Origin of the sequence: Rhodococcus rhodochrous, from assembly GCF_014854695.1 — a bacterium.
Taxonomy (GTDB): Bacteria; Actinomycetota; Actinomycetes; order Mycobacteriales; family Mycobacteriaceae; genus Rhodococcus.
Genome location: NZ_CP027557.1, coordinates 1,283,615 through 1,302,137 on the forward strand (window position 1 = coordinate 1,283,615; position 18,523 = coordinate 1,302,137).

The window sequence follows — 18,523 nt, forward strand, 5'->3', positions numbered from 1 at the left end:
GGGAGGAAAGGTCGTCCGTGGATCCCCAGCCGCTCTTCACGCGCCGCACGCTCGACTTCTGGGACGAGGACTCGGGATATCACTTCGTCGCCGCCACACCGCAGGGCGAACCGGAACTATGGGCGCAGTTCCTGGACGGTGCCCGCGCCGCCTACCGACGTTTCGGCGCCGAGGGCGCCCTCGAATACGACTCGATCCGTGACGGAAGGTCCACCGCGTTGTTCTTCGCCGCCGTGACGACGGAGGGCGTCGTCCAGGGAGGTTCCCGCGCGCTGGGGCCGTACGGGAGCGGACGTCAGTCCCACGCCGTCCTGGAATGGACCGACCCCGACATCAGGGCGAGGATCGCGGGGATCCTCGACGCCTACGTCCCCCACGGTCTCATCGAGGTGAAGAGCACGTGGGTGGGCTCGGGCGCGGTGCGCCGATCCGCGCTCAGTGCGGGAGTGGCGCGCACGCTGACCTATTCGATGGAGCTGCTCGGCACGCGGTATCTCGTCGCCACCTCGGCGAGCACGGCGGTGGCCCGCTGGCAGGAGGCGGGAGCGGAGATCGTCGACGAGATCCCGCCCTGCCCCTATCCGGACGACCGCTACCGGACGTACCTGATCGTGTGGGACGTCGAACGGTGCAGGTCGGAACGACGGAGCCGGGAGCTCGAGAAACTCCTCGCATCCGATGGGGCGCCCGGTTTCCCGTATATGTCCTCCCTGCTTCCCCTACGCTCGCTGGGAAGGGGTGACCTGGAGGAATCGGATGGGGAGATGTGATGGCCTCGGAGGACATACCGTGCGCGGCGTTGCTGCTCGCCGAGGACCTCGAAGCGGACATGGCCGTTCTGGAGCAGCTGCGTCGCGACGGCGTGGACCTACGGGATCGACTGGACGACCAACGAGCAGGCCTCGCCGCTCTCGGTGACGACCTCCCTGACGAGGCCCCGCGCTGGGCCTACTATCCCTGGAACCGCATCGCGGTCAGGATCCTGGGCCCTGCCGGATTCGACCGACTCCGGCTCGACCGTAATCGCAACAAGATCACCGCCGACGAGCAGGCGCGCCTGCGTTCCGCGAAGGTGGGCGTCGTCGGACTGAGCGTCGGCCACGCCGTCGCCTACACCCTCGCCCTCGAGGGTGCCTGCGGCGCACTGCGTCTCGCCGATTTCGACACGCTCGAGTTGTCCAACATGAACCGATTGCCCGTATCGATCACGGACCTCGGGGTGAACAAGGCCGTGATCGCGGCGCGGCGTATCGCCGAACTCGACCCCTACCTGCCGGTCGAGGTATGGACCGAGGGCGTCACCCCCGAGACGGTGGGGGCGTTCTGCCGGGACCTCGACGTCGTGGTCGACGAGTGCGATTCGCTCGACGTGAAGCTGCTGATCCGGACGGAAGCGGCGCGGCAACGACTCCCCGTGGTGATGCACACCAGCGATCGAGGACTGCTCGACGTCGAACGATTCGACCTCGACGGCGACCTGCTGCCCTTCCACGGCCTGCTCGGCGACATCGACCCCGAGACACTGCAGACGCTGTCCACCCGCGACAAGGTCCCGTACGTGCTGCGTCTGCTCGACCCGGAGGAGATCTCCGCGCGCATGGCGGCCTCCATGCTCGAGGTCGGTGAATCCTTGGAGACCTGGCCGCAACTCGGAGCCGACGTCGGGCTCGGCGGCGTGACCGTGTCCGCCGCGGTGCGCGGGATCGTCCTCGATCGCCCCGTCGCATCAGGGCGGTGCCGGGTCGACCTCGACCCGCACCTCGACGCCCTCGACGTGCCCTCCGGGGCTTCCGATGTGCCGGACGAGGTCGACGAGCCGGCAGGCACCGAACCGGAGGCGACGGTGCCGGAGACCCCGCCGGACGGGGTGCCGCAGGATCCGGTGGAAGCCGTGATCGACGCCGCGATCCGGGCACCCTCCGGCGGCAACGCCCAGCCGTGGTCGATCGTCGTCGAACCGGACCGTCTGACGTTCGCGCTGGCACCCGAACCGGAACCCGTCCTGATGGACCTGCACCGGCGCGGGAGTCTCGTCGCGCTCGGCGCAGCCCTGCACAACGCGCGGGTGGCCGCGGCGAATCACAAGATCCTGGGGCCGGACACGGTGCTCGATCGTCCCGGCGAACCGGAGCCGGGTGTCCCGCTGGCCCACCTGGAGCTGGGGAGCGACACCGATCCGGATCTCGCGGCGTACCACGCGGGCATGCTCGCGCGCGCGACCAACCGGTCACCCGGTGATCCCCACACCGTCACGGACGACGAACTCGAGGCGATGCACGCGGCCGCCCGCCTCGTCGGCGGACGTATCGGGGTCGTCACCGAGAGCGCCGACATCGCCCGCCTCGCGGAGATCCTCGCGGAATCGGATCGCGTGCGGTATCTCGACAATCGGCTCCGCAGCGAGATGGTCGCCGAGCTGCGGTGGCCGGGCGACCCCGATCCCGACAGCGGAATCGAGGTGGACTCCCTCGGACTCGACACCGCGGAGGCGGCGATGCTCGACGTCGTCCTGCGCGACGACGCCCTCGACCGGCTCGCGGAGTGGGGACTCGGGAGGGGCCTCGGCAAGATGACCCGCGACCGCGTGCTCGGTAGTGCCGGACTCGTCGCGGTGTTCACCGAAGGCCGTTCGCCTGCCGACTACATCCGGGGCGGTGCGGTGGTCGAGAGCGTCTGGATCGCGGCGCAGGAGATCGGTCTGGCCGTCCAGCCCGTGTCGCCGGTCTTCCTGTACGCCGATACGCGAAGCGATCTCGAGCGTCTGAGCCCGAGGCATGTCGACGATCTCGACGCGCTCCGGCAGGATCTGCACGCCGTCCTGAACGTTCCCGAGGGTGGAGGCCTCGCCCTGCTGTTGCGCTTCGGTCGTGCCTCGGCTGCGACGATGCGCAGCCGGCGCCGGAACGACCGCGTGCGACATGTCGGCGATGTCGACGGACTCATCCCTGCTCCTGGCTGACGACGGAGGTGTCATGCCCGGTACGAGAAGAACACTCGAAAGCCTGGTGACGAGGATCGCCGCACGGCTGATGCCCGCGGACGCGGCCTCGCACGTGGAGGTAGTGCGTCTCGTACTCCGGGATCTCGTCGAGCAACTCGGCGTCGACACCTGCTTCCTGAGGTACAACGACCACGAGATCGGGGCGACGATCCTGGTCGCCGAGTGGCCGCCGCGGGAGAACGTGCCCGACCCCGATCCCATCGGTGTGGTCTATTTCCGCGATGCGGACCCCGTCTTCGCGGCCGTGGAGCATCTGAAGGAACCGCTGCTGGCGGGTGCCGGCGGGACGTCGTATCCGGCTGTCGAGTCCCCCGACTACACCGAGCGGGTGTTCGCCGCATCGGGATGGTCGGAGATCTCCATGGTGGCCGTGCCGCTCGTGTCCGGGCAGGTCACGACCGGCGTGCTGGGCTTCGTGAACGAAGGGGGGCGGCCGTGGACCGAGGACGAGGTCAACGCGTTGACGTTGATCGCGGTCCTGCTCGCACAGGTGCAGGCACGCGTCCGGGCGGAGGAAGATCTGCGTAGGGCTGCCTACGAGGACGCCCTCACCGGACTCGCGAGCCGACGCGCTCTGTTCGAATATCTCGACAAGCGGCTCGAACCGGGCGCGGAGGGCCCGGTCGGGTTGCTGTTCCTCGACCTCGATCGTCTCAAGGCGTTGAACGACTTCCTCGGACACGACGCGGCCGACTCGTATCTCTGCCGGATCGCGGACCGTCTTGCGAAGGGCAGCAGGCCCGACGACCTCGTCGCCCGGCTCGGCGGTGACGAATTCGTCGTGGTGCTGGACGGTCCGTCCACGATGGAGGAGGCGATGGAGCGGGCCGAGGTGTACCAGGATGCGGTGGGGGCGTCCGTCGCGCTCGGTAACCGGACCGTCGGGCGCGGCGTCAGCGTGGGTGTCGCGCTCGGGACGCCGGGGGAGGTGAGTTCGGCGTCGCTGCTCAGTCGTGCCGATCAGGCGATGATGGTGGCCAAGCGGCAGGGTGGCAACGGTGTGGGTGTGTTCACCGAGGACATGAACGAGAAGGGCAAGCGCCGCACCATCATCGAGATGAACCTCCGCTCCTCGATCGACGACGAGCACCTGACGCTGGAGTACCAGCCCGAGATCGACCTGCGGACCGGAACGATCCTCGGCGTCGAAGCGCTCGTGCGATGGAATCGTTCACCGCTGGGCGTGCTCCAGCCGGGAGAATTCGTCGAGGTCGCCGAGGCCACCAATCTCGCCGGGGAACTGGGGGAGTGGGTCGTCACGCGGGCCTGTGCGCAACTCGCGGAGTGGAAACGAGAGATTCCCGACCTGCGGATCATCATGAGTGTCAATGTTTCTCCCGTCCAGTTGGTGTCGATGGACTTCGACTCCACGGTGAGATCGGTCCTGCACCACCACGTCCTCGTGGGGTCGGAACTGTGCCTCGAGATCACCGAGAACGTGGTCGTGGGCGACCTCCAGCGCACGAAGGACACCCTCCGCCGGCTCGAGCGGCTGGGGGTGTGGGTCGCGATCGACGATTTCGGGACCGGGTACAGCTCGCTCGGGCATCTCAAGGCTCTTCCCGTCGACACGCTCAAGATCGACAAGGGTTTCGTGCAGAACCTCGAGCACAGCGAGGAAGATCGGGTCATCGTCGATTCCATCGTGGGTCTGGCCTCGTCGTTCGGCCTGCAGGTGGTCGCGGAGGGTGTCGAGACCGTCGGTGCCGTGAAGCAGTTGCTGGATCTGGGTTGCACACGGGCGCAAGGCTTTCTGCTGAGCAGGCCCACCACGCCCGACCGGCTCCGATGGATGCTCCAGGCCGGGAGTGTGCGGTTGCCGTGGAACACGGACACGTGGGCGGCGACGAAGAGTGTGAAGGGCCGACTGCCCCGCTGAAGATGCTAGAAGTCTGTTATTGCGTGAAAAACAATCTCAAGGTACGGTTTGGGAGTCGGGGTAACCGTGACTCCGGACTGGGGTGACCTTGAATGTACAAGCGTGAGAACGACTTCGCGACGGTTCTCGACACGGATTCCGACCGTGACGCACCGGCGACGAAGGCCGGGTCAGGACCGAACGGGGCACGGAAGATCGGATCGACCATCGTGCTCCCCGTGGGCTCGCAGGTCGCGACCGTTCCTCCACCGGTGCGCCGGCCGAGAACCGAACGGCGCTACAGATCGGCGGTGATCGGCTTCGACCTGTTCGCGCTCGTGATCGCCCACGTGGTCGTCACGGTCGGATACCACTCCTTCGACCAGATCGACTCCTGGCGTACCCCCGTTCTCATCGGGGCCGCACTGACGGCGGCGATCGTCTCCCTCGGAATCCAGAAGGCATGGGACGAAAGAATTCTCGGCACCGGCCCCGAGGAGTACCGGAGGGTCGTCCGCGGATACGTCTTCGCTGTCGCCGCACTCGCCGTCGCCGGATACGGATGGGGTACCTCGGCAGGTCAATCCTGGACGTTCGGCTCGCTGCTGATCGCTCTCGTGTTGACCCTGCTGGGACGGACGGTGCTGCGCCGCCACCTCTCGAAGGCCCGCGCGGAGGGCCGATGTCTGCACTCGGTGCTCGTGACCGGAGACGTGGAGGAGGTGCACGAACTGGTCTCCCGGGCCGACTGCCTTCGGCGGGCCGGCTGGCGGGTCGACGGCATCTGCCTCGCCGTCGACCGCAGCGCCGACTCCCTGCCGGTGGCCATCGACGACATCCCCGTGCTCGGCACCGACGAGATCGTCCTGGCCGTCGCCGCGCAACACAACTTCGAGGCCGTCGCGCTCCTACCCTCCGGTCGGTGGCCGCACGCGCGGACGCGCAGACTGAGCTGGGACCTCGAAAGAATCGGTGCCGAACTCCTCATCGCCCCCGTGCTCATGGACGTCGTCGGCCCACGCCTGCACATCTCCCCGCTCGAGGGGCTGCCCCTGCTGCAGATGAGCGCCCCCAGCTACAGCGGCCCGGCCTGGATCGTGAAGAACGTCTTCGACAGGGTCCTCGCGGTGCTGACCCTGATGGCGATCGCGCCGGCACTGCTCGCCGTCGCGATCGCGATCAAGGCCGGTAGCAGAGGACCGATCCTCTTCCGTCAACAACGCGTGGGACGCGGCGGAACGCCGTTCACGATGTACAAGTTCCGCAGCATGGTCGTCGGCGCCGACGAGCACAAGGACGACATCGCCGATCACGACATCGGTGCCGGGGTGTTGTTCAAGGTTCGCGAGGACCCGCGGGTCACCAGGGTCGGCCGCTTCATCCGGCGGTACTCGCTCGACGAACTGCCGCAGCTGTTCAACGTGGTCAAGGGCGACATGTCGCTCGTCGGCCCGCGCCCACCGCTCGAATGCGAGGTCGCCCGGTACGGAGAGGACGGCGCGGCGCGGCGGCTGTTCGTCAAACCGGGTCTGACGGGGCTGTGGCAGGTCAGCGGACGCAGCAATCTGTCCTGGGACGAGTCGGTACGGGCCGATCTGCGGTACGTCGAGAACTGGACCTTCATGCTCGACCTGTCGATCCTGCGCCGCACCATCCGGGCGGTTCTCAGCGGGGACGGTGCGTATTGAGGGAGACCGCTGTCGAGACAGTAGAAACAGAGTCAGAGACAACGGTGGAGTCCGACCCCTCGCGGATTCTACCCTCCGAGGCCGGCGCCGACGATCAGGCGGGATCGTCGGCGCCGGTGCGTCTACATGGGGTTTTCGTCCCGTATGGAATATGGAGGGGTGCCGTCCGATCGAGAACCCCGACGCTGGCTGTGGCCGGTGGTCCTGCTCAGTGCGCTCGTCGCCGTCGTCTTCGTGGCGGTCGAGTCCGCACTGCACTCACCCCGGCGACCGTCCGTCGAGATCCCCGACGGCGTTCCACCGGCTCCCGGTCTGCCCGTTCCGCCCATCGACGTGAACGGTCCCGGCCGCACAGCCGCGCAGCTCGCCGACTGGGCCGAATCGCAGTCCCGCGAACTGGGCATCCCCACCACGGCCCTCGAGGCATACGGGCACGCGGCGGCCGTCCTGGCCGTCGGCACCCCCGACTGCGGCCTGTCGTGGACGACCCTCGCCGGCATCGGGAACGTGGAGAGCAGCCACGGACGGTTCGGCGGCGCGTCCGTCGGATCCGACGGCAGCGTCTCGCCGCCCATCCGAGGTGTCCCGCTCGACGGCACCCGGGGCAACGCCGAGATCCGCGACACCGACGGTGGCCGCCTCGACGGCGACCCGGTGCTCGACCGGGCGGTCGGGCCGATGCAGTTCATCCCCGAGACCTGGGACCGGTGGGGTGTCGACGCGAACGGCGACGGCATCGCCGACCCCGACAACATCGACGACGCGGCCCTGACCGCGGGCCGCTATCTGTGCGCCCGCGGAGGCGACCTGACCACCGCGGAGGGCTGGACGAACGCCCTGATGGCCTACAACCGGTCCACCGAATACCTGATGCTCGTCCGCGACCGCGCCGCCGCCTACGGGGTGGGAGTGCGGCCGTAGACGGTACCGCGCCGGGCCTCGAGCGCGCCTGTGCCTCACACGCAGGTCGCGACCGTTAGGCTGTCCCCAGCGTGCAGACACCGCAGCGTGACAGTCCATCGAAGGAGAATCAGCCAGTGGCCATCATTGAGCAGGTAGGAGCCCGCGAAATCCTCGACTCCCGTGGCAACCCCACGGTCGAGGTCGAGGTGCTGCTCGAGGACGGAAGTTTCGCCCGCGCTGCAGTGCCGTCGGGCGCCTCCACCGGCGAGCACGAGGCCGTCGAGCTGCGTGACGGCGGCGAGCGTTACCTCGGCAAGGGTGTCGAGAAGGCCGTCGAGGCCGTCCTCGCCGAGATCGGCCCGGCCATCATCGGCCTCGACGCCACCGAGCAGCGCACCGTCGACCAGGCCCTCCTCGACGCCGACGGCACCCCCGACAAGGGCCGCCTCGGCGCGAACGCCCTGCTCGGCGCGTCGCTCGCCGTCGCGAAGGCCGGTGCGGAGTCGTCCGGACTCGAGCTGTTCCGCTACGTCGGCGGCCCGAACGCCCACATCCTTCCCGTTCCGATGATGAACATCCTCAACGGTGGCGCCCACGCCGACACGGGCGTCGACGTCCAGGAGTTCATGGTCGCCCCGATCGGCGCCCCGACCTTCAAGGAATCCCTCCGCTGGGGTGCCGAGGTCTACCACTCCCTCAAGTCCGTGCTCAAGAGCAAGGGCCTGGCCACCGGCCTCGGCGACGAGGGCGGCTTCGCCCCCGACGTCGCGGGCACCAAGGCCGCGCTCGACCTGATCAGCGAGGCCATCGGTAAGACCGGTCTGAAGCTGGGCAGCGATGTCGCGCTCGCGCTGGACGTCGCGGCCACCGAGTTCTACACCGAGGGCACCGGCTACAAGTTCGAGGGTCAGAACCGGACGGCGGCCGAGATGGGCGCCTTCTACGCCGAGCTGCTCGGCCAGTACCCGCTGGTCTCCATCGAGGATCCGCTCAGCGAGGACGACTGGGAGGGCTGGGTCGCGCTCACCGAGGAGATCGGCGACAGGATCCAGCTCGTCGGCGACGACCTGTTCGTCACCAACCCCGAGCGCCTCGAGGACGGCATCGTCAAGGGCGCCGCGAACGCGCTGCTCGTGAAGGTCAACCAGATCGGCACCCTCACCGAGACGCTCGACGCCGTCGATCTCGCGCACCGCAACGGCTACAAGACGATGATGAGCCACCGGTCCGGCGAGACCGAGGACACCACCATCGCCGATCTCGCCGTCGCCGTCGGCAGCGGACAGATCAAGACCGGCGCGCCCGCCCGCTCGGAGCGTGTCGCGAAGTACAACCAGCTGCTGCGCATCGAGGAGTCCCTCGGTGACGTCGCTCGCTATGCCGGCGAGCTCGCCTTCCCGCGGTTCTCCGTCGAGGGCTGATCGCCGGCATGAGTCAGCGCGGTAGATCCCGTCCCGGAGCGAGGCGCACCCGCACCGAGGGTGTGTCGGGCGTCCGGCGTCCGGGCCGGGCCCGGCCCACGGGATCTACCGCCCCGGCCGAACACTCGGCCGAGAACGCGGGTGCGCGGCCGGCCGGCCGCGAGGACCCCGTTCATTCGTCGCCCGGTCGCGGCCGCCCCGGTGGTTCGGGGCGAGCCCGCCCCACCCGGGTCGGCGCGCCCCGCGACTCCCGCCGCCCCCGCACCGAACGCACTGTCCTGGGCCTGTCCACCGGCCGCGCCGTGGTGCTCGCCCTCGTCGTGTGCGGTCTCGCCCTCACCCTCGCGGTGCCGCTGCGCACCTACGTGAGCCAGCGTTCCGAAGCCGAGCAGCTCGCCGCCGAACGCGTGCAGCTCGAACAGGAGATCGCGGCCCTCGAAGAGCAGAAGGCCCGCATGGAGGACCCGGCCTGGGTCCGTGCCCAGGCCCGCGAGCGACTGCGGTTCGTCGTCCCCGGCGATATTCCCTACCAGGTGCAACTCCCGGGCGACGCCCCGCCCGAACGCGAGGAGCGCGAACCCGAGCGGCCGACGACCGGCGCCTGGTACAGCGACCTGTGGTTGTCGGTCTCAGAACCGGCACCCGAACCCGAGCCCGAACCCGTGCCGCAGCAGATGCCTGTGGCACCCCCAGAACCAGGAGATGTCCCCGGGTGACCGATCACGTCACGCAAGAAGACCTCGACGCCGTCGCCGCCCAGCTCGGGCGCGAACCCCGCGGCGTCCTGGCCATCGCCTACCGTTGCCCCGACGGTGCGCCCGGAGTGGTGAAGACCGCGCCCAAGCTGCCCGACGGCACGCCCTTCCCGACGCTGTACTACCTCACCGACCCGCGCCTCACGGCTGAGGCGAGCCGGCAGGAGTCGGCCGGGGTCATGAAGGAGATGACCGAGCGTCTCGGTACCGACGAGGAACTGGCTGCGGGCTACCTGCGCGCCCACGAGTCGTACCTGGCCGAACGCGACGCGATCGAGTCGCTCGGCACCGACTTCACCGGCGGCGGCATGCCCGAGCGCGTCAAGTGCCTGCACGTGCTGATCGCGCATTCGCTCGCGAAGGGACCGGGCGTCAACCCGCTCGGCGACGAATCCGTCGCACTCGCCGCCGACGCCGGTCTGCGTGGCACGGCGATCCCCGCCGACTGGCCCACCTACGCCGAGCTGCGTGGAGAAGAACAGTGAGGGTCGCGGGAATCGACTGCGGCACCAACTCCATCCGTCTTCTGATCGCCGACATCGCGGAGGACGGCACGCTCACCGACGTCACCCGCCTCATGAAGGTCGTGCGGCTCGGGCAGGGCGTCGACGCCACCGGACGTCTCGCTCCCGAGGCGATCGAACGCACGCGGGTCGCGCTGGTGGAGTACGCCGACCTGATCCGCGAGACCGGCGCCACCGCGGTCCGCATGGTCGCCACCTCGGCCACGCGCGACGCGAGCAACCGTGAGGACTTCTTCGCGATGACCCGCGAGGTACTCGGTGCCGTGATCCCCGGAGCCGAGGCAGAGGTCATCACCGGCGACGAGGAGGCGCGTCTGTCCTTCGCCGGTGCTGTCGGCGAACTCGACTCCGCGCGTGGTCCTTTCGTCGTCGTCGATCTCGGTGGCGGATCCACCGAGGTAGTTCTCGGCGACGCCGACGGTGTGCACGCCGCCTACTCCACCGACATCGGCTGCGTCCGGCTGACCGAGCGGTGCCTGCACGACGACCCACCGACCGCCGAGCAGGTCGCTGCGGCACGGGAGGTCGCGGCGGACAAGATCCGCGAAGCGCTCGAGCGGGTGCCGGTCGAGCAGGCCCGCACCTGGGTGGGTGTCGCGGGCACCATGACCACCCTTGCGGCGCTCGCCCTCGAACTCGACGAGTACGACTCCGAGAAGATCCACCTGTCGTCGGTGCCGTTCGACCGTCTGCGCGAGGTGTGCGACGGTCTCGTCGCCGCGACCCGCGAGAAGCGCGCGGCGCTCGGCCCCATGCATCCCGGCCGCGTCGACGTCATCGGTGGTGGCTCGATCATCACCACCGTCCTCGCCGAGGAGCTGGGGAGTCGGGCGGGCATCACCGAGCTGGTCGTCAGCGAGCACGACATCCTCGACGGCATCGCTCTCTCCGTCGCCCGCTAGTTCTCCGATCCGTGTAGGTTCCACCCCGATTTCCGGGGCTCGATCCACACGAATCGGCGAATGTGTGGTTGACTGTGTCTCGGTCGAAGTTTTTGTTCGCGTCTTGTCCACGCTCGCAAATCCTTGTTGCGGGCGGTTGGTTCTCCTTTCGGAAGTCACCGCATGTGATGGCGGCCTCGCTCCACCGAACTCTCGGCGGAGCTCGAGTAACACGACAGAAGGAGACAGACATGGCAGAGGGAATCGTGAAGTGGTTCAACGCCGACAAGGGATTCGGCTTCATCGCCCCCGAGGACGGCAGCGCTGACGTGTTCGCGCACTACTCGGAGATCCAGTCGGGCGGCTACCGCAGCCTCGACGAGAACCAGCGCGTGAGCTTCGAGATCGGCCAGGGAGCCAAGGGCCCCCAGGCCACCGGTATCACCGTGATCTGATTCGATCTCCCGTCCCCGCAGGGGATATGAGACGACATCGGGCCCGCCTCGTCATTCGAGGCGGGCCCGATGCATATCCACAGATCGGTCAGAGTGCTCCGCAATCCGACGACGGCGCAACGCCTGCGAAGCGGCCGTCGAGGAAGTCCAGCGCACCCGGCAGGCCGATCACGGCGGCGGTGATGTGATCCGGGCTCGGCACGAGTTCGGTCCGCACCGGCACCCCGGTGTCGCAGTACCTGCGAAGGGTCGTGGAGATCGCATCGAGGGGGATCAGCACGTCGGTCGGTGAATGCCACTCGTACACCGGGGCATTCGGCACCGTCGGGACCTGCTCGACGCTGTTCTCCATCAGCACCTCCTGCACGGTGGGGCTGTCGAGCAGAGCGAGACCCACCGCGGCGTCGGCGACGTCGGCCATGCTGCGACCCGCACCGGCGAGCAGGATCTCGTTGGTGCACGCGTTGGCGATGCGGTCGCGCAGTTCCCGGCCTGCGCCGTTGAGCTGCTTGCTGACCGGCATTCGGTCCGGGTACTCACGTTCGAGGCCGAGGGCGGCAGCCATCGCCAGACCGAAGGCCGGATGGGCGGATTCGCCGAGCTCCCGGGCCATCTCGCCGATGTCCATCGGGACGCCACCGTAGGCGGAGCCGACGATCGGGATCTCGGGTGCGTAGGTCGGGGCGAGTGCCGCGGCCATCGCCGTCGCCATCCCGCCGCCGGAGTAGCCGGCGATGCCGACCGGGCTGTCGGCGAGCCCGAGCGGGGCGTAGCGCTGCGCGGCCCGGATGCCGTCGAGGGTGATCTGCCCGCCGACCTTCGCGGCACCGTAGGCGCTGTTCGGTCCCAGATGGTCGGGAACGGCCAGCGACCAGCCGCGCTGGATCGCGATGAGCAGGCCGGGGGACTCCCGGATTCCTCGCAGCGGGTTCGGCGCGTACAGGGCGGTGGACGGGGCGCACTCGAGCCCGAGCGCGTTGATGATCGCCTGGTACGAGACGAGCGGACGACCTGGCGCTCCACCCTGAGGGGACAGCACGGTCGTCACGGCGGAGATCGGTTCGCCGGCGGAGTTCGTCGACCGGAACTTCAGCTGGACGGCGTCGGTGCCGGGGAATCCGAGCGGCGGCGGAACGACGCGTGCGTCGAGGACGTCACCGGGCTGCCGTTCGGCGATGTCGTCGGGGGTGCTGTAGAAGGAGTCGTTCACGGACGCGGGGTAGACGATGCCCTCGGCCTGTGCGGAGGGTGCGGCCACCAGACTCGGCGTCGCTGCCAGGGCTACGACGGCCACCGCGGTGGCGAGTCGCCCGATCAGTGGTCGTGCGGTCGTGAAGCGCATCCATGATCCTTCTCTTCGAGCCCAGGTCCACCACCCGGCTGTCCGCTGTGTACTTGTCTCCCCGCAGGATGTCGGCCCGAAATCGAGGTGCGTTACAGCCCGGGCGAGGAGCACACTCGAAGTCGGATCCGAGGAGGTCGAGGAGCAATGAGGATCGAACCTTACACCGCCGAACGGCGAAGCGACATCCTCGATCTCTCGATCCGGGCGTGGCGTCCCGTCTTCGAGCTGTACCGACCCGCCGTCCCGGCCTTCGTCTTCGACTCCTTCTATCCGAACGGCTGGGAGGCGAGGCAGATCGACGACCTCGGCAGGGTCCTCGACGACGAACCCGAGTCGGTCCATCTGGCCGTCGACGGCGACGAGCTGCTCGGCTGGGTATCGGTGCGCGTGCACCCGGAGGACAGCATGGGGGAGATCCACGTGCTCGCCGTCGACCCACGTCATCAGCGCAAAGGCGTCGCGTCGACGCTGATGAACCACGCCGACGACCTCGTCCGCGCCGCCGGGATGACGATGATGATGGTCGAGACGGGCGGTGACCCCGGCCATGCCGGCGCCCGCGCCGTCTACGAGGGTGCCGGATACGAACGCTGGCCCGTCGCACGGTACTTCAAGAATCTCGCGCCCCGGCGCGGCGGTGGACAGTCGTGAACGCTAATGTGATCCCCACGCCCCTATAGCCCAATTGGCAGAGGCAGCGGACTTAAAATCCGCCAAGTGTGGGTTCGAGTCCCACTGGGGGCACAGGTCCGGGCTCGCCCCGGTGCATTCGCTACATCGCTTGCCATCCGCTACTGCAATTCGGAAGTTGTCAACCTGTCTGAGACAGAACAGGTGTGTTGATTCCCGTCGGTTGCGGTAACGCCGGCGCTGCCGGTCGACGACGGAACCGCTGCGGATACTTTTCGTGGATCCGGTCGAGACGCTCCTGCCGACGTCGGTGTTCCTCGGCGGCACTGCCGAGAAACACCGACACCGGCGTATAACGTCCCAGCCCGCCGTGCCGGTGCTCGAGCGCATACCGGTTCATGAAGTCCTCGGTCCACCGCCGAGCATGATCGATATCATCGAAACGATCCGGACAGGTCAGGTCGTACTTGATGGTCTTGAACAGAGACTCCGAGAACGGATTGTCGTCACTGACCCGTGGACGAGAGAACGACGACACGACCCCCGCCCCGGCGAGGGCATCGAGCAACAACCCCGACCGCATCGATGCCCCGTTGTCGGCGTGCAGCACGCCCGGCGCCCCGAACGCGGTGAACGCTTCGGTGAACATTTCCACCGCTTTTGCCTTGTCCTCGTGGTACTCGATACGCCACGCCACCGGAAACCGTGAGTACACATCGATCGCCAGATACAACCGAAACAGGTCCTGCGTGCGGGGCCCCTTGAGCGTGGTGATGTCCCACGACCACAGGTCCCCGACGTCGAGGGCCTCGACGACCGGTGTGCGCCGCGACGTCGACGGTCCTCCGGTGCGGCTGCGGCGCCGGTCCCCGGTGAGCTTCTCGGCCCGGGCCACCCGATAGAATGTGACCTCCGAGCAGTCCACCAATCCGTCGTCGAATGAACGCCAATAGATTTGACACACAGACTGATCCGCGTTCTCCTCGGCGAGGATCAACGCGATGATGGTGTCCTTTTCGGCTGGCGACAGCGCCGCTGGTTGCTGCCGCTGTCGCTGCGGGATCGGATCGGTGACCGGCTGATAGTGCCGGTAGTGGTGGGCCCGCCGGTAGTAGCTCGACCGAGCGATTCCCACGAGCGCGCACCCCCGGGTGACGGACGTTCCCGCCTCGGTCAATTCGGTGACGATGTCGGTCAGGACAATGTTCTGCGCTCGAGCCACAGCGCGTACTCGCGTGCGCTCATCAATGCCGGCGGGATCTCGGTGGTCTCGTCGGTCGAGGTCTTGTGGATCCCCTGCAAGAGCTCGAATGCTTTTCCCAGGATCTCCACGGCGGCGTCGCTCTGGGCGACCTTGTCGCGGAGGCGTTCGTTTTCGCGGCGGAGTTTGGCAAGCTCCGCGCGGTCTCGACTATCCAATCGGTCCCTCGCTTTGTCTGCTGCTTCGACCATCGACTTCTGCAAGTGTCCCTCATCGCGGGCCTGCAGCCAGCGGCGGACGGTGCCTTCGGCGAGATTGTTCTCGCGCAGCAGTCGGGTCTTGGCTCCGCGTTCGACGCAGGTGTCCCATCGGCGCAAGAACTCGATCTTGTAGGCCATGGAGAACGCGCGGTGGCCTTGTCGGGTTCGTCCTACGGGGAGGGTGATGAGGTCGGACATCTGTTACTCCGATCCCCGCGTTGGTTGTCAGGATGTCTCACGACCATCCTGACAACCAACGAATTGCCGTAGCGGATGGCGATTCGTGTAGCGGATGGATGGACCACAGCTCGGAGGTGCGCTACGCTTCCGCGGGCATGGCGGTCTCGCCGACCTCGAACATCGCTTCGCGTTCGAGCGCATCGGCTTCCGAGTCCCCGCCGGCCCGCTCGAAGATCCTGCTGACCACCGGGCCGGGCAGAACCGCGGCGACGGTGATGTCGTATCCGGCCGCCTCGACCTCCAGCTTCAGGCACTCGGTCAGGGTCGATGTCGGCGATGGCCACCTTCATGCCCAGCGACGCGCCGTAGCGGGGTCCTTCCCCGACGCCCGAACCATCGCCGGTGACAGCCAGGCCCCGCCTTGTCGGACACATCCGCTACCGTTCTCGCCATCCGCTACGGCAATTGCTGTAGCGGACGACGAATTTTGTAGCGGATGCACCGCCGGTGGGCAGAGCGACCGGCGACTATCCCGAGGGCATCCTCCGCTGATCCCCGTGACGTGACCGGTGCAGGACGTCTACCAGTTCCTGCTCGAGCGCCACGAACTCGCTCGACGCGCACATCTCCAGGGTTCGAGGTCGAGGCAGGTGCACACGCACCTCGTGCTGCACCCGCGTCGGTCGCGGACCGAGGACGACGACCCGATCGGACAGCAACACCGCCTCGCGGACGTCGTGCGTCACCATCAGCACCGTCCAGCGATGCTGCTGCCACACCTGCTGCAACCACAATTGCATCTCGGTGCGGGTCAGCGAATCCAGTGCGCCGAACGGCTCGTCGAGCAGGAGCACGTCGCGTCCCTGCAGCACCGTGCGTGCGAGCGACGCGCGTTGACGCATACCGCCCGACAGTTGGTGCGGCGCAGCGTCCTCGAAGCCGGCCAGGCCGAAGGTCGGCAGCAGTTCGCGGGCGCGGGCGCGAGCGTCGGATCGCTGTACACCCTGCACCTCGAGTCCGAGTGTGCAGTTGTCGAGCACCGTCCGCCAAGGGAACAGCAGATCCTTCTGCGGCATCAGCGCGACCCCCCCGGGTGCTGCGGGGGAGTCGCCGACGAGAACCTCTCCGGTGTCGGGTTGTTCGAGCCCCGCGACGATCGAGAACAGCGTCGACTTGCCGCACCCGCTCGGCCCGATGAGGGACACGAATTCACCGGGTTCGACGGAACAGTCGATGCCGTCGATCACCGCCCGGTCGCCGTACGCCTTGTGGACCGAGGTCACCGTCACCGCACTCATTTCGCCCCCTTCGTGAGTGCCCACGGCGCGACCACCCGTTCGACGACGTAGGTCAGCGAGTACAACGTGAGCGACAGAACGGCCGTCACCACCACGGTTGCGAGCACGAGATCGGTGCGGAACGAATTCTTCTGTGTGCTCATGTAAATGCCCAGACCGGATGTCGCGCCGACGTATTCGGCGAACACCGCCCCCACTACGGCGTAGGTGATCCCGATCCGCAGGGCGGTGAAGAAGCGGGGAAGCGCGGACGGCAGGCGCACGTAACGGAACTGCTGCCACCGCGACGCGCCCATGCTGCGCAGCAACGCGCCCGCCTCGCGGTCGGCCGCCGCGAACCCTTCGAGCAGTCCGATCGCGACGGGGAAGAACGTCACGAGCGCGATGACGAGAATCTTCGGCAGTAGTCCGAATCCGAACCAGATGATCATCAAGGGTGCGAGCGCGATGATCGGCAGGGTCTGCGACACCACGAACAGCGGCACGAAGGCCCGTCGCAGCCACGGCGAGAAGTCCACGGCGATCGCGAGGGTCCACGCGAGGGCCAGCGACACGGCGAACCCGACGAGCGTGACCTGCAGTGTGGACCAGGCGTGCCCGGCGATGTCGACGCGATGCGCCCACCCCTGCGTGAGAACGCGTGCGGGGGAGGGCAACACCTGCGGGCGGATACCGCTCACCACGACGTACGTCTGCCAGATCGCGACCAGCGCCCCGGCGACGAGCAGGGCGGGAAGGAGTCGACGTGCGCGGCCGGTGCTATCGGACTTCGAGGTAGTCATCGGTGACATAGGTCGACCAGTCGGGCTCGGTCGTCAACGGGCTGCCGTCGGGTCCGGACAGCAGGCCGTTCTCGTAGAGGAACCGGGCATAGCCCGACCATTTCCTGGCGTCGAGGACCCCGACGGCGCCGGAGGCGTCGCGCATGTACTCGGCGGCGAGCATGCGCTGGCTCTCGTAGACGAGTTCCTCGTCGGGGAAGGCCCCGGGGTTCGCCTCGATCAGGGCCCGGGCCCCGCGGTCGGGATCGTCGGCGGCGATCCGGTAACCCTGGTGCAGCGCCTGCACGAAAGCGCGTGCCTGCTCCGGGTTCTCCGTCATCCAGTCCTCGTTGCCGTCGACGACGATCGCGTACGCGTCGGGGAAGCCGTAGTCGGTGAAACCGAAGTACCGCATGGGCAGGCCGCGGTGCTCGGCCTCGAGGCCCTCCCACGCCAGGTACGACACGGTGAAGTCGGCGGTCGACGAGTAGACGGCCTCGTACGACGACGTCCCGAGCGTCACATTCTCGAACTCACCGCGACCACCGTCGTTGCGGATCACCTCGGCGAGCATCTCGTCCTCACCGGGGTTCGCGAAGCCCGCGAAGGTCTTGCCGTCGAGATCCGCCGGCCGCGTGATCTCGGCGTTGTCGGCCCGCACGGCGATCCCCGTCGCCCAGTGCTGCAGCGGTGCGAGGACCGCGACGGTCCGGGAACCCGCAGCTCTGGCGATGGTCGATGTGGCGTGCGTGGAGATCCCGAACTCGGCGCTACCGGCGTCGACGAGGGTGTCGGGGGTCGCGTTGTTGTACGGCAGGATCTCGACGTCGAGACCCGCATCGGCGAACAGACCCTCCTGCTGCGCCACGTACAGGCCGGTGTGATTGGTGTTGGGCGTCCAGTCCAACGCGAATCGGATGGTGTCGCTCCCGGAATCGGACGAGCACCCGACGACCGCGGAGAGTGCGGCGACGAGGGTGAGCAGTCCGGCGAGAGTCCGCCGCGCCTTCACTGCGCGGGCAGGGGACGGATCGATGTGGGTACAGGCATGGTCATGTCGGGACATCCCTTCGTCAGCATTACCTGATCAGGTTCGACGGGTGTGATCTCAGCCCCGCTCGTGCGGAGCACCCCGTGTCACGGGCGACCTTAGCACCATGCCCTCCTGGGACCACCGGGACGGGAGCAGAACGGAAGATGTGACCCGAAGTTACGCAAAAGTCCAGGTCAGGGTGTCACCCTCACATTTCACCCGTAACGGAAGGGTCGAAGGTCCCGACTCTTCGAGTGATGGTCCCTGTCACCTCCCCCGAACGGCAGGCCATCGGTCTGCGCACGCCTCCCCCTTGCGTGGACGATGAA

The 18,523-nt window shown here is 67.9% G+C and carries 17 protein-coding genes, 1 tRNA gene and 1 riboswitch; of the genes, 12 read left to right on the plus strand and 6 right to left on the minus strand.

Going from position 1 to position 18,523, the window contains the following annotated elements:
* Positions 1-17: 17 nt before the first annotated feature.
* From C6Y44_RS06120 to C6Y44_RS06165, 10 genes are all read left to right on the plus strand, one after another.
* On the plus strand, positions 18-770 hold the full coding sequence (locus C6Y44_RS06120; RefSeq protein WP_192378728.1) for a hypothetical protein: 753 nt from the start codon (positions 18-20) through the stop codon (positions 768-770).
* Positions 770-2,959, plus strand: a complete 2,190-nt coding sequence (locus C6Y44_RS06125; RefSeq protein ID WP_159418991.1) for an Rv1355c family protein — start codon at positions 770-772, stop codon at positions 2,957-2,959. The genes C6Y44_RS06120 and C6Y44_RS06125 overlap by 1 nt, the downstream gene beginning before the upstream one ends.
* Before the next feature lie 13 nt (positions 2,960-2,972).
* Positions 2,973-4,880, plus strand: a complete 1,908-nt coding sequence (locus C6Y44_RS06130) for a putative bifunctional diguanylate cyclase/phosphodiesterase (RefSeq protein ID WP_192378729.1) — start codon at positions 2,973-2,975, stop codon at positions 4,878-4,880.
* 92 nt (positions 4,881-4,972) lie between these two features.
* Positions 4,973-6,547, plus strand: a complete 1,575-nt coding sequence (locus C6Y44_RS06135) for a sugar transferase (protein ID WP_159418989.1) — start codon at positions 4,973-4,975, stop codon at positions 6,545-6,547.
* A 198-nt stretch (positions 6,548-6,745) separates the two neighbouring features.
* The gene (locus tag C6Y44_RS06140) at positions 6,746-7,468 is read left to right on the plus strand and encodes a lytic transglycosylase domain-containing protein (RefSeq protein WP_159419309.1); all 723 of its coding nucleotides are present in this window, start codon (positions 6,746-6,748) and stop codon (positions 7,466-7,468) included.
* A gap of 116 nt (positions 7,469-7,584) precedes the next feature.
* Entirely contained in the window at positions 7,585-8,871 is a 1,287-nt protein-coding gene (gene eno, locus C6Y44_RS06145; protein WP_094980862.1) for a phosphopyruvate hydratase, read from the plus strand.
* An 8-nt stretch (positions 8,872-8,879) separates the two neighbouring features.
* Positions 8,880-9,587, plus strand: a complete 708-nt coding sequence (locus tag C6Y44_RS06150) for an FtsB family cell division protein (protein ID WP_174247081.1) — start codon at positions 8,880-8,882, stop codon at positions 9,585-9,587.
* A complete protein-coding gene (locus C6Y44_RS06155) occupies positions 9,584-10,111 on the plus strand; it encodes a DUF501 domain-containing protein (RefSeq protein WP_006553860.1) in 528 nt (175 codons plus the stop codon). The genes C6Y44_RS06150 and C6Y44_RS06155 overlap by 4 nt, the downstream gene beginning before the upstream one ends.
* Entirely contained in the window at positions 10,108-11,052 is a 945-nt protein-coding gene (locus tag C6Y44_RS06160; protein WP_120281729.1) for a Ppx/GppA phosphatase family protein, read from the plus strand. The genes C6Y44_RS06155 and C6Y44_RS06160 overlap by 4 nt, the downstream gene beginning before the upstream one ends.
* A gap of 230 nt (positions 11,053-11,282) precedes the next feature.
* On the plus strand, positions 11,283-11,486 hold the full coding sequence (locus tag C6Y44_RS06165) for a cold-shock protein (protein WP_064852142.1): 204 nt from the start codon (positions 11,283-11,285) through the stop codon (positions 11,484-11,486).
* Positions 11,487-11,574: 88 nt separating this feature from the next.
* On the opposite strand, the gene C6Y44_RS06170 is transcribed toward C6Y44_RS06165, so the two are convergent.
* The gene (locus tag C6Y44_RS06170; protein WP_088896583.1) at positions 11,575-12,828 is read right to left on the minus strand and encodes a lipase family protein; all 1,254 of its coding nucleotides are present in this window, start codon (positions 12,826-12,828) and stop codon (positions 11,575-11,577) included.
* Positions 12,829-12,975: 147 nt separating this feature from the next.
* Here C6Y44_RS06170 and C6Y44_RS06175 point away from each other — a divergent pair, with 147 nt between their 5' ends.
* Together C6Y44_RS06175 and C6Y44_RS06180 are read left to right on the plus strand one after the other, a co-directional pair.
* Entirely contained in the window at positions 12,976-13,482 is a 507-nt protein-coding gene (locus C6Y44_RS06175) for a GNAT family N-acetyltransferase (RefSeq protein ID WP_159418988.1), read from the plus strand.
* 19 nt (positions 13,483-13,501) lie between these two features.
* Positions 13,502-13,575 (plus strand) — tRNA-Leu (locus tag C6Y44_RS06180).
* A 67-nt stretch (positions 13,576-13,642) separates the two neighbouring features.
* On the opposite strand, the gene C6Y44_RS06185 is transcribed toward C6Y44_RS06180, so the two are convergent.
* The 5 genes from C6Y44_RS06185 to C6Y44_RS06210 all read right to left on the minus strand — a co-directional run bounded on the left by C6Y44_RS06185 (position 13,643) and on the right by C6Y44_RS06210 (position 18,227).
* Positions 13,643-14,683 carry a DDE-type integrase/transposase/recombinase gene (locus tag C6Y44_RS06185; protein ID WP_216850658.1) on the minus strand — a complete coding sequence of 347 codons (1,041 nt, stop codon included), beginning with the start codon at positions 14,681-14,683 and terminating at the stop codon, positions 13,643-13,645.
* Positions 14,656-15,120, minus strand: coding sequence for a hypothetical protein (locus C6Y44_RS06190; RefSeq protein ID WP_159418770.1), 465 nt, complete (start codon positions 15,118-15,120; stop codon positions 14,656-14,658). Before C6Y44_RS06190 ends, C6Y44_RS06185 begins: the two co-directional genes overlap by 28 nt.
* 509 nt (positions 15,121-15,629) lie before the next feature.
* A complete protein-coding gene (locus C6Y44_RS06200) occupies positions 15,630-16,400 on the minus strand; it encodes an ABC transporter ATP-binding protein (RefSeq protein WP_159418987.1) in 771 nt (256 codons plus the stop codon).
* The gene (locus C6Y44_RS06205) at positions 16,397-17,182 is read right to left on the minus strand and encodes an ABC transporter permease (protein WP_159418986.1); all 786 of its coding nucleotides are present in this window, start codon (positions 17,180-17,182) and stop codon (positions 16,397-16,399) included. Before C6Y44_RS06205 ends, C6Y44_RS06200 begins: the two co-directional genes overlap by 4 nt.
* Complete coding sequence (locus C6Y44_RS06210) at positions 17,160-18,227, minus strand: ABC transporter substrate-binding protein (protein ID WP_404817785.1); 1,068 nt, start codon at positions 18,225-18,227, stop codon at positions 17,160-17,162. The genes C6Y44_RS06205 and C6Y44_RS06210 overlap by 23 nt, the downstream gene beginning before the upstream one ends.
* Positions 18,210-18,306, minus strand: a riboswitch (TPP riboswitch). (Overlaps the previous gene by 18 nt.)
* Positions 18,307-18,523: the final 217 nt, after the last annotated feature.

Coding starts and splice junctions, on each gene's coding strand:
- C6Y44_RS06200 (WP_159418987.1), bottom strand. CDS start 16,400: ATGAGTGCGGTGACGGTGACCTCGGTCCACAAGGCGTACGGCGACCGG.
- C6Y44_RS06175 (WP_159418988.1), top strand. CDS start 12,976: ATGAGGATCGAACCTTACACCGCCGAACGGCGAAGCGACATCCTCGAT.
- C6Y44_RS06165 (WP_064852142.1), top strand. CDS start 11,283: ATGGCAGAGGGAATCGTGAAGTGGTTCAACGCCGACAAGGGATTCGGC.
- C6Y44_RS06205 (WP_159418986.1), bottom strand. CDS start 17,182: ATGACTACCTCGAAGTCCGATAGCACCGGCCGCGCACGTCGACTCCTT.
- C6Y44_RS06125 (WP_159418991.1), top strand. CDS start 770: ATGGCCTCGGAGGACATACCGTGCGCGGCGTTGCTGCTCGCCGAGGAC.
- C6Y44_RS06135 (WP_159418989.1), top strand. CDS start 4,973: ATGTACAAGCGTGAGAACGACTTCGCGACGGTTCTCGACACGGATTCC.
- C6Y44_RS06130 (WP_192378729.1), top strand. CDS start 2,973: ATGCCCGGTACGAGAAGAACACTCGAAAGCCTGGTGACGAGGATCGCC.
- C6Y44_RS06190 (WP_159418770.1), bottom strand. CDS start 15,120: ATGTCCGACCTCATCACCCTCCCCGTAGGACGAACCCGACAAGGCCAC.
- C6Y44_RS06210 (WP_404817785.1), bottom strand. CDS start 18,227: ATGTCCCGACATGACCATGCCTGTACCCACATCGATCCGTCCCCTGCC.
- C6Y44_RS06170 (WP_088896583.1), bottom strand. CDS start 12,828: ATGCGCTTCACGACCGCACGACCACTGATCGGGCGACTCGCCACCGCG.
- C6Y44_RS06150 (WP_174247081.1), top strand. CDS start 8,880: ATGAGTCAGCGCGGTAGATCCCGTCCCGGAGCGAGGCGCACCCGCACC.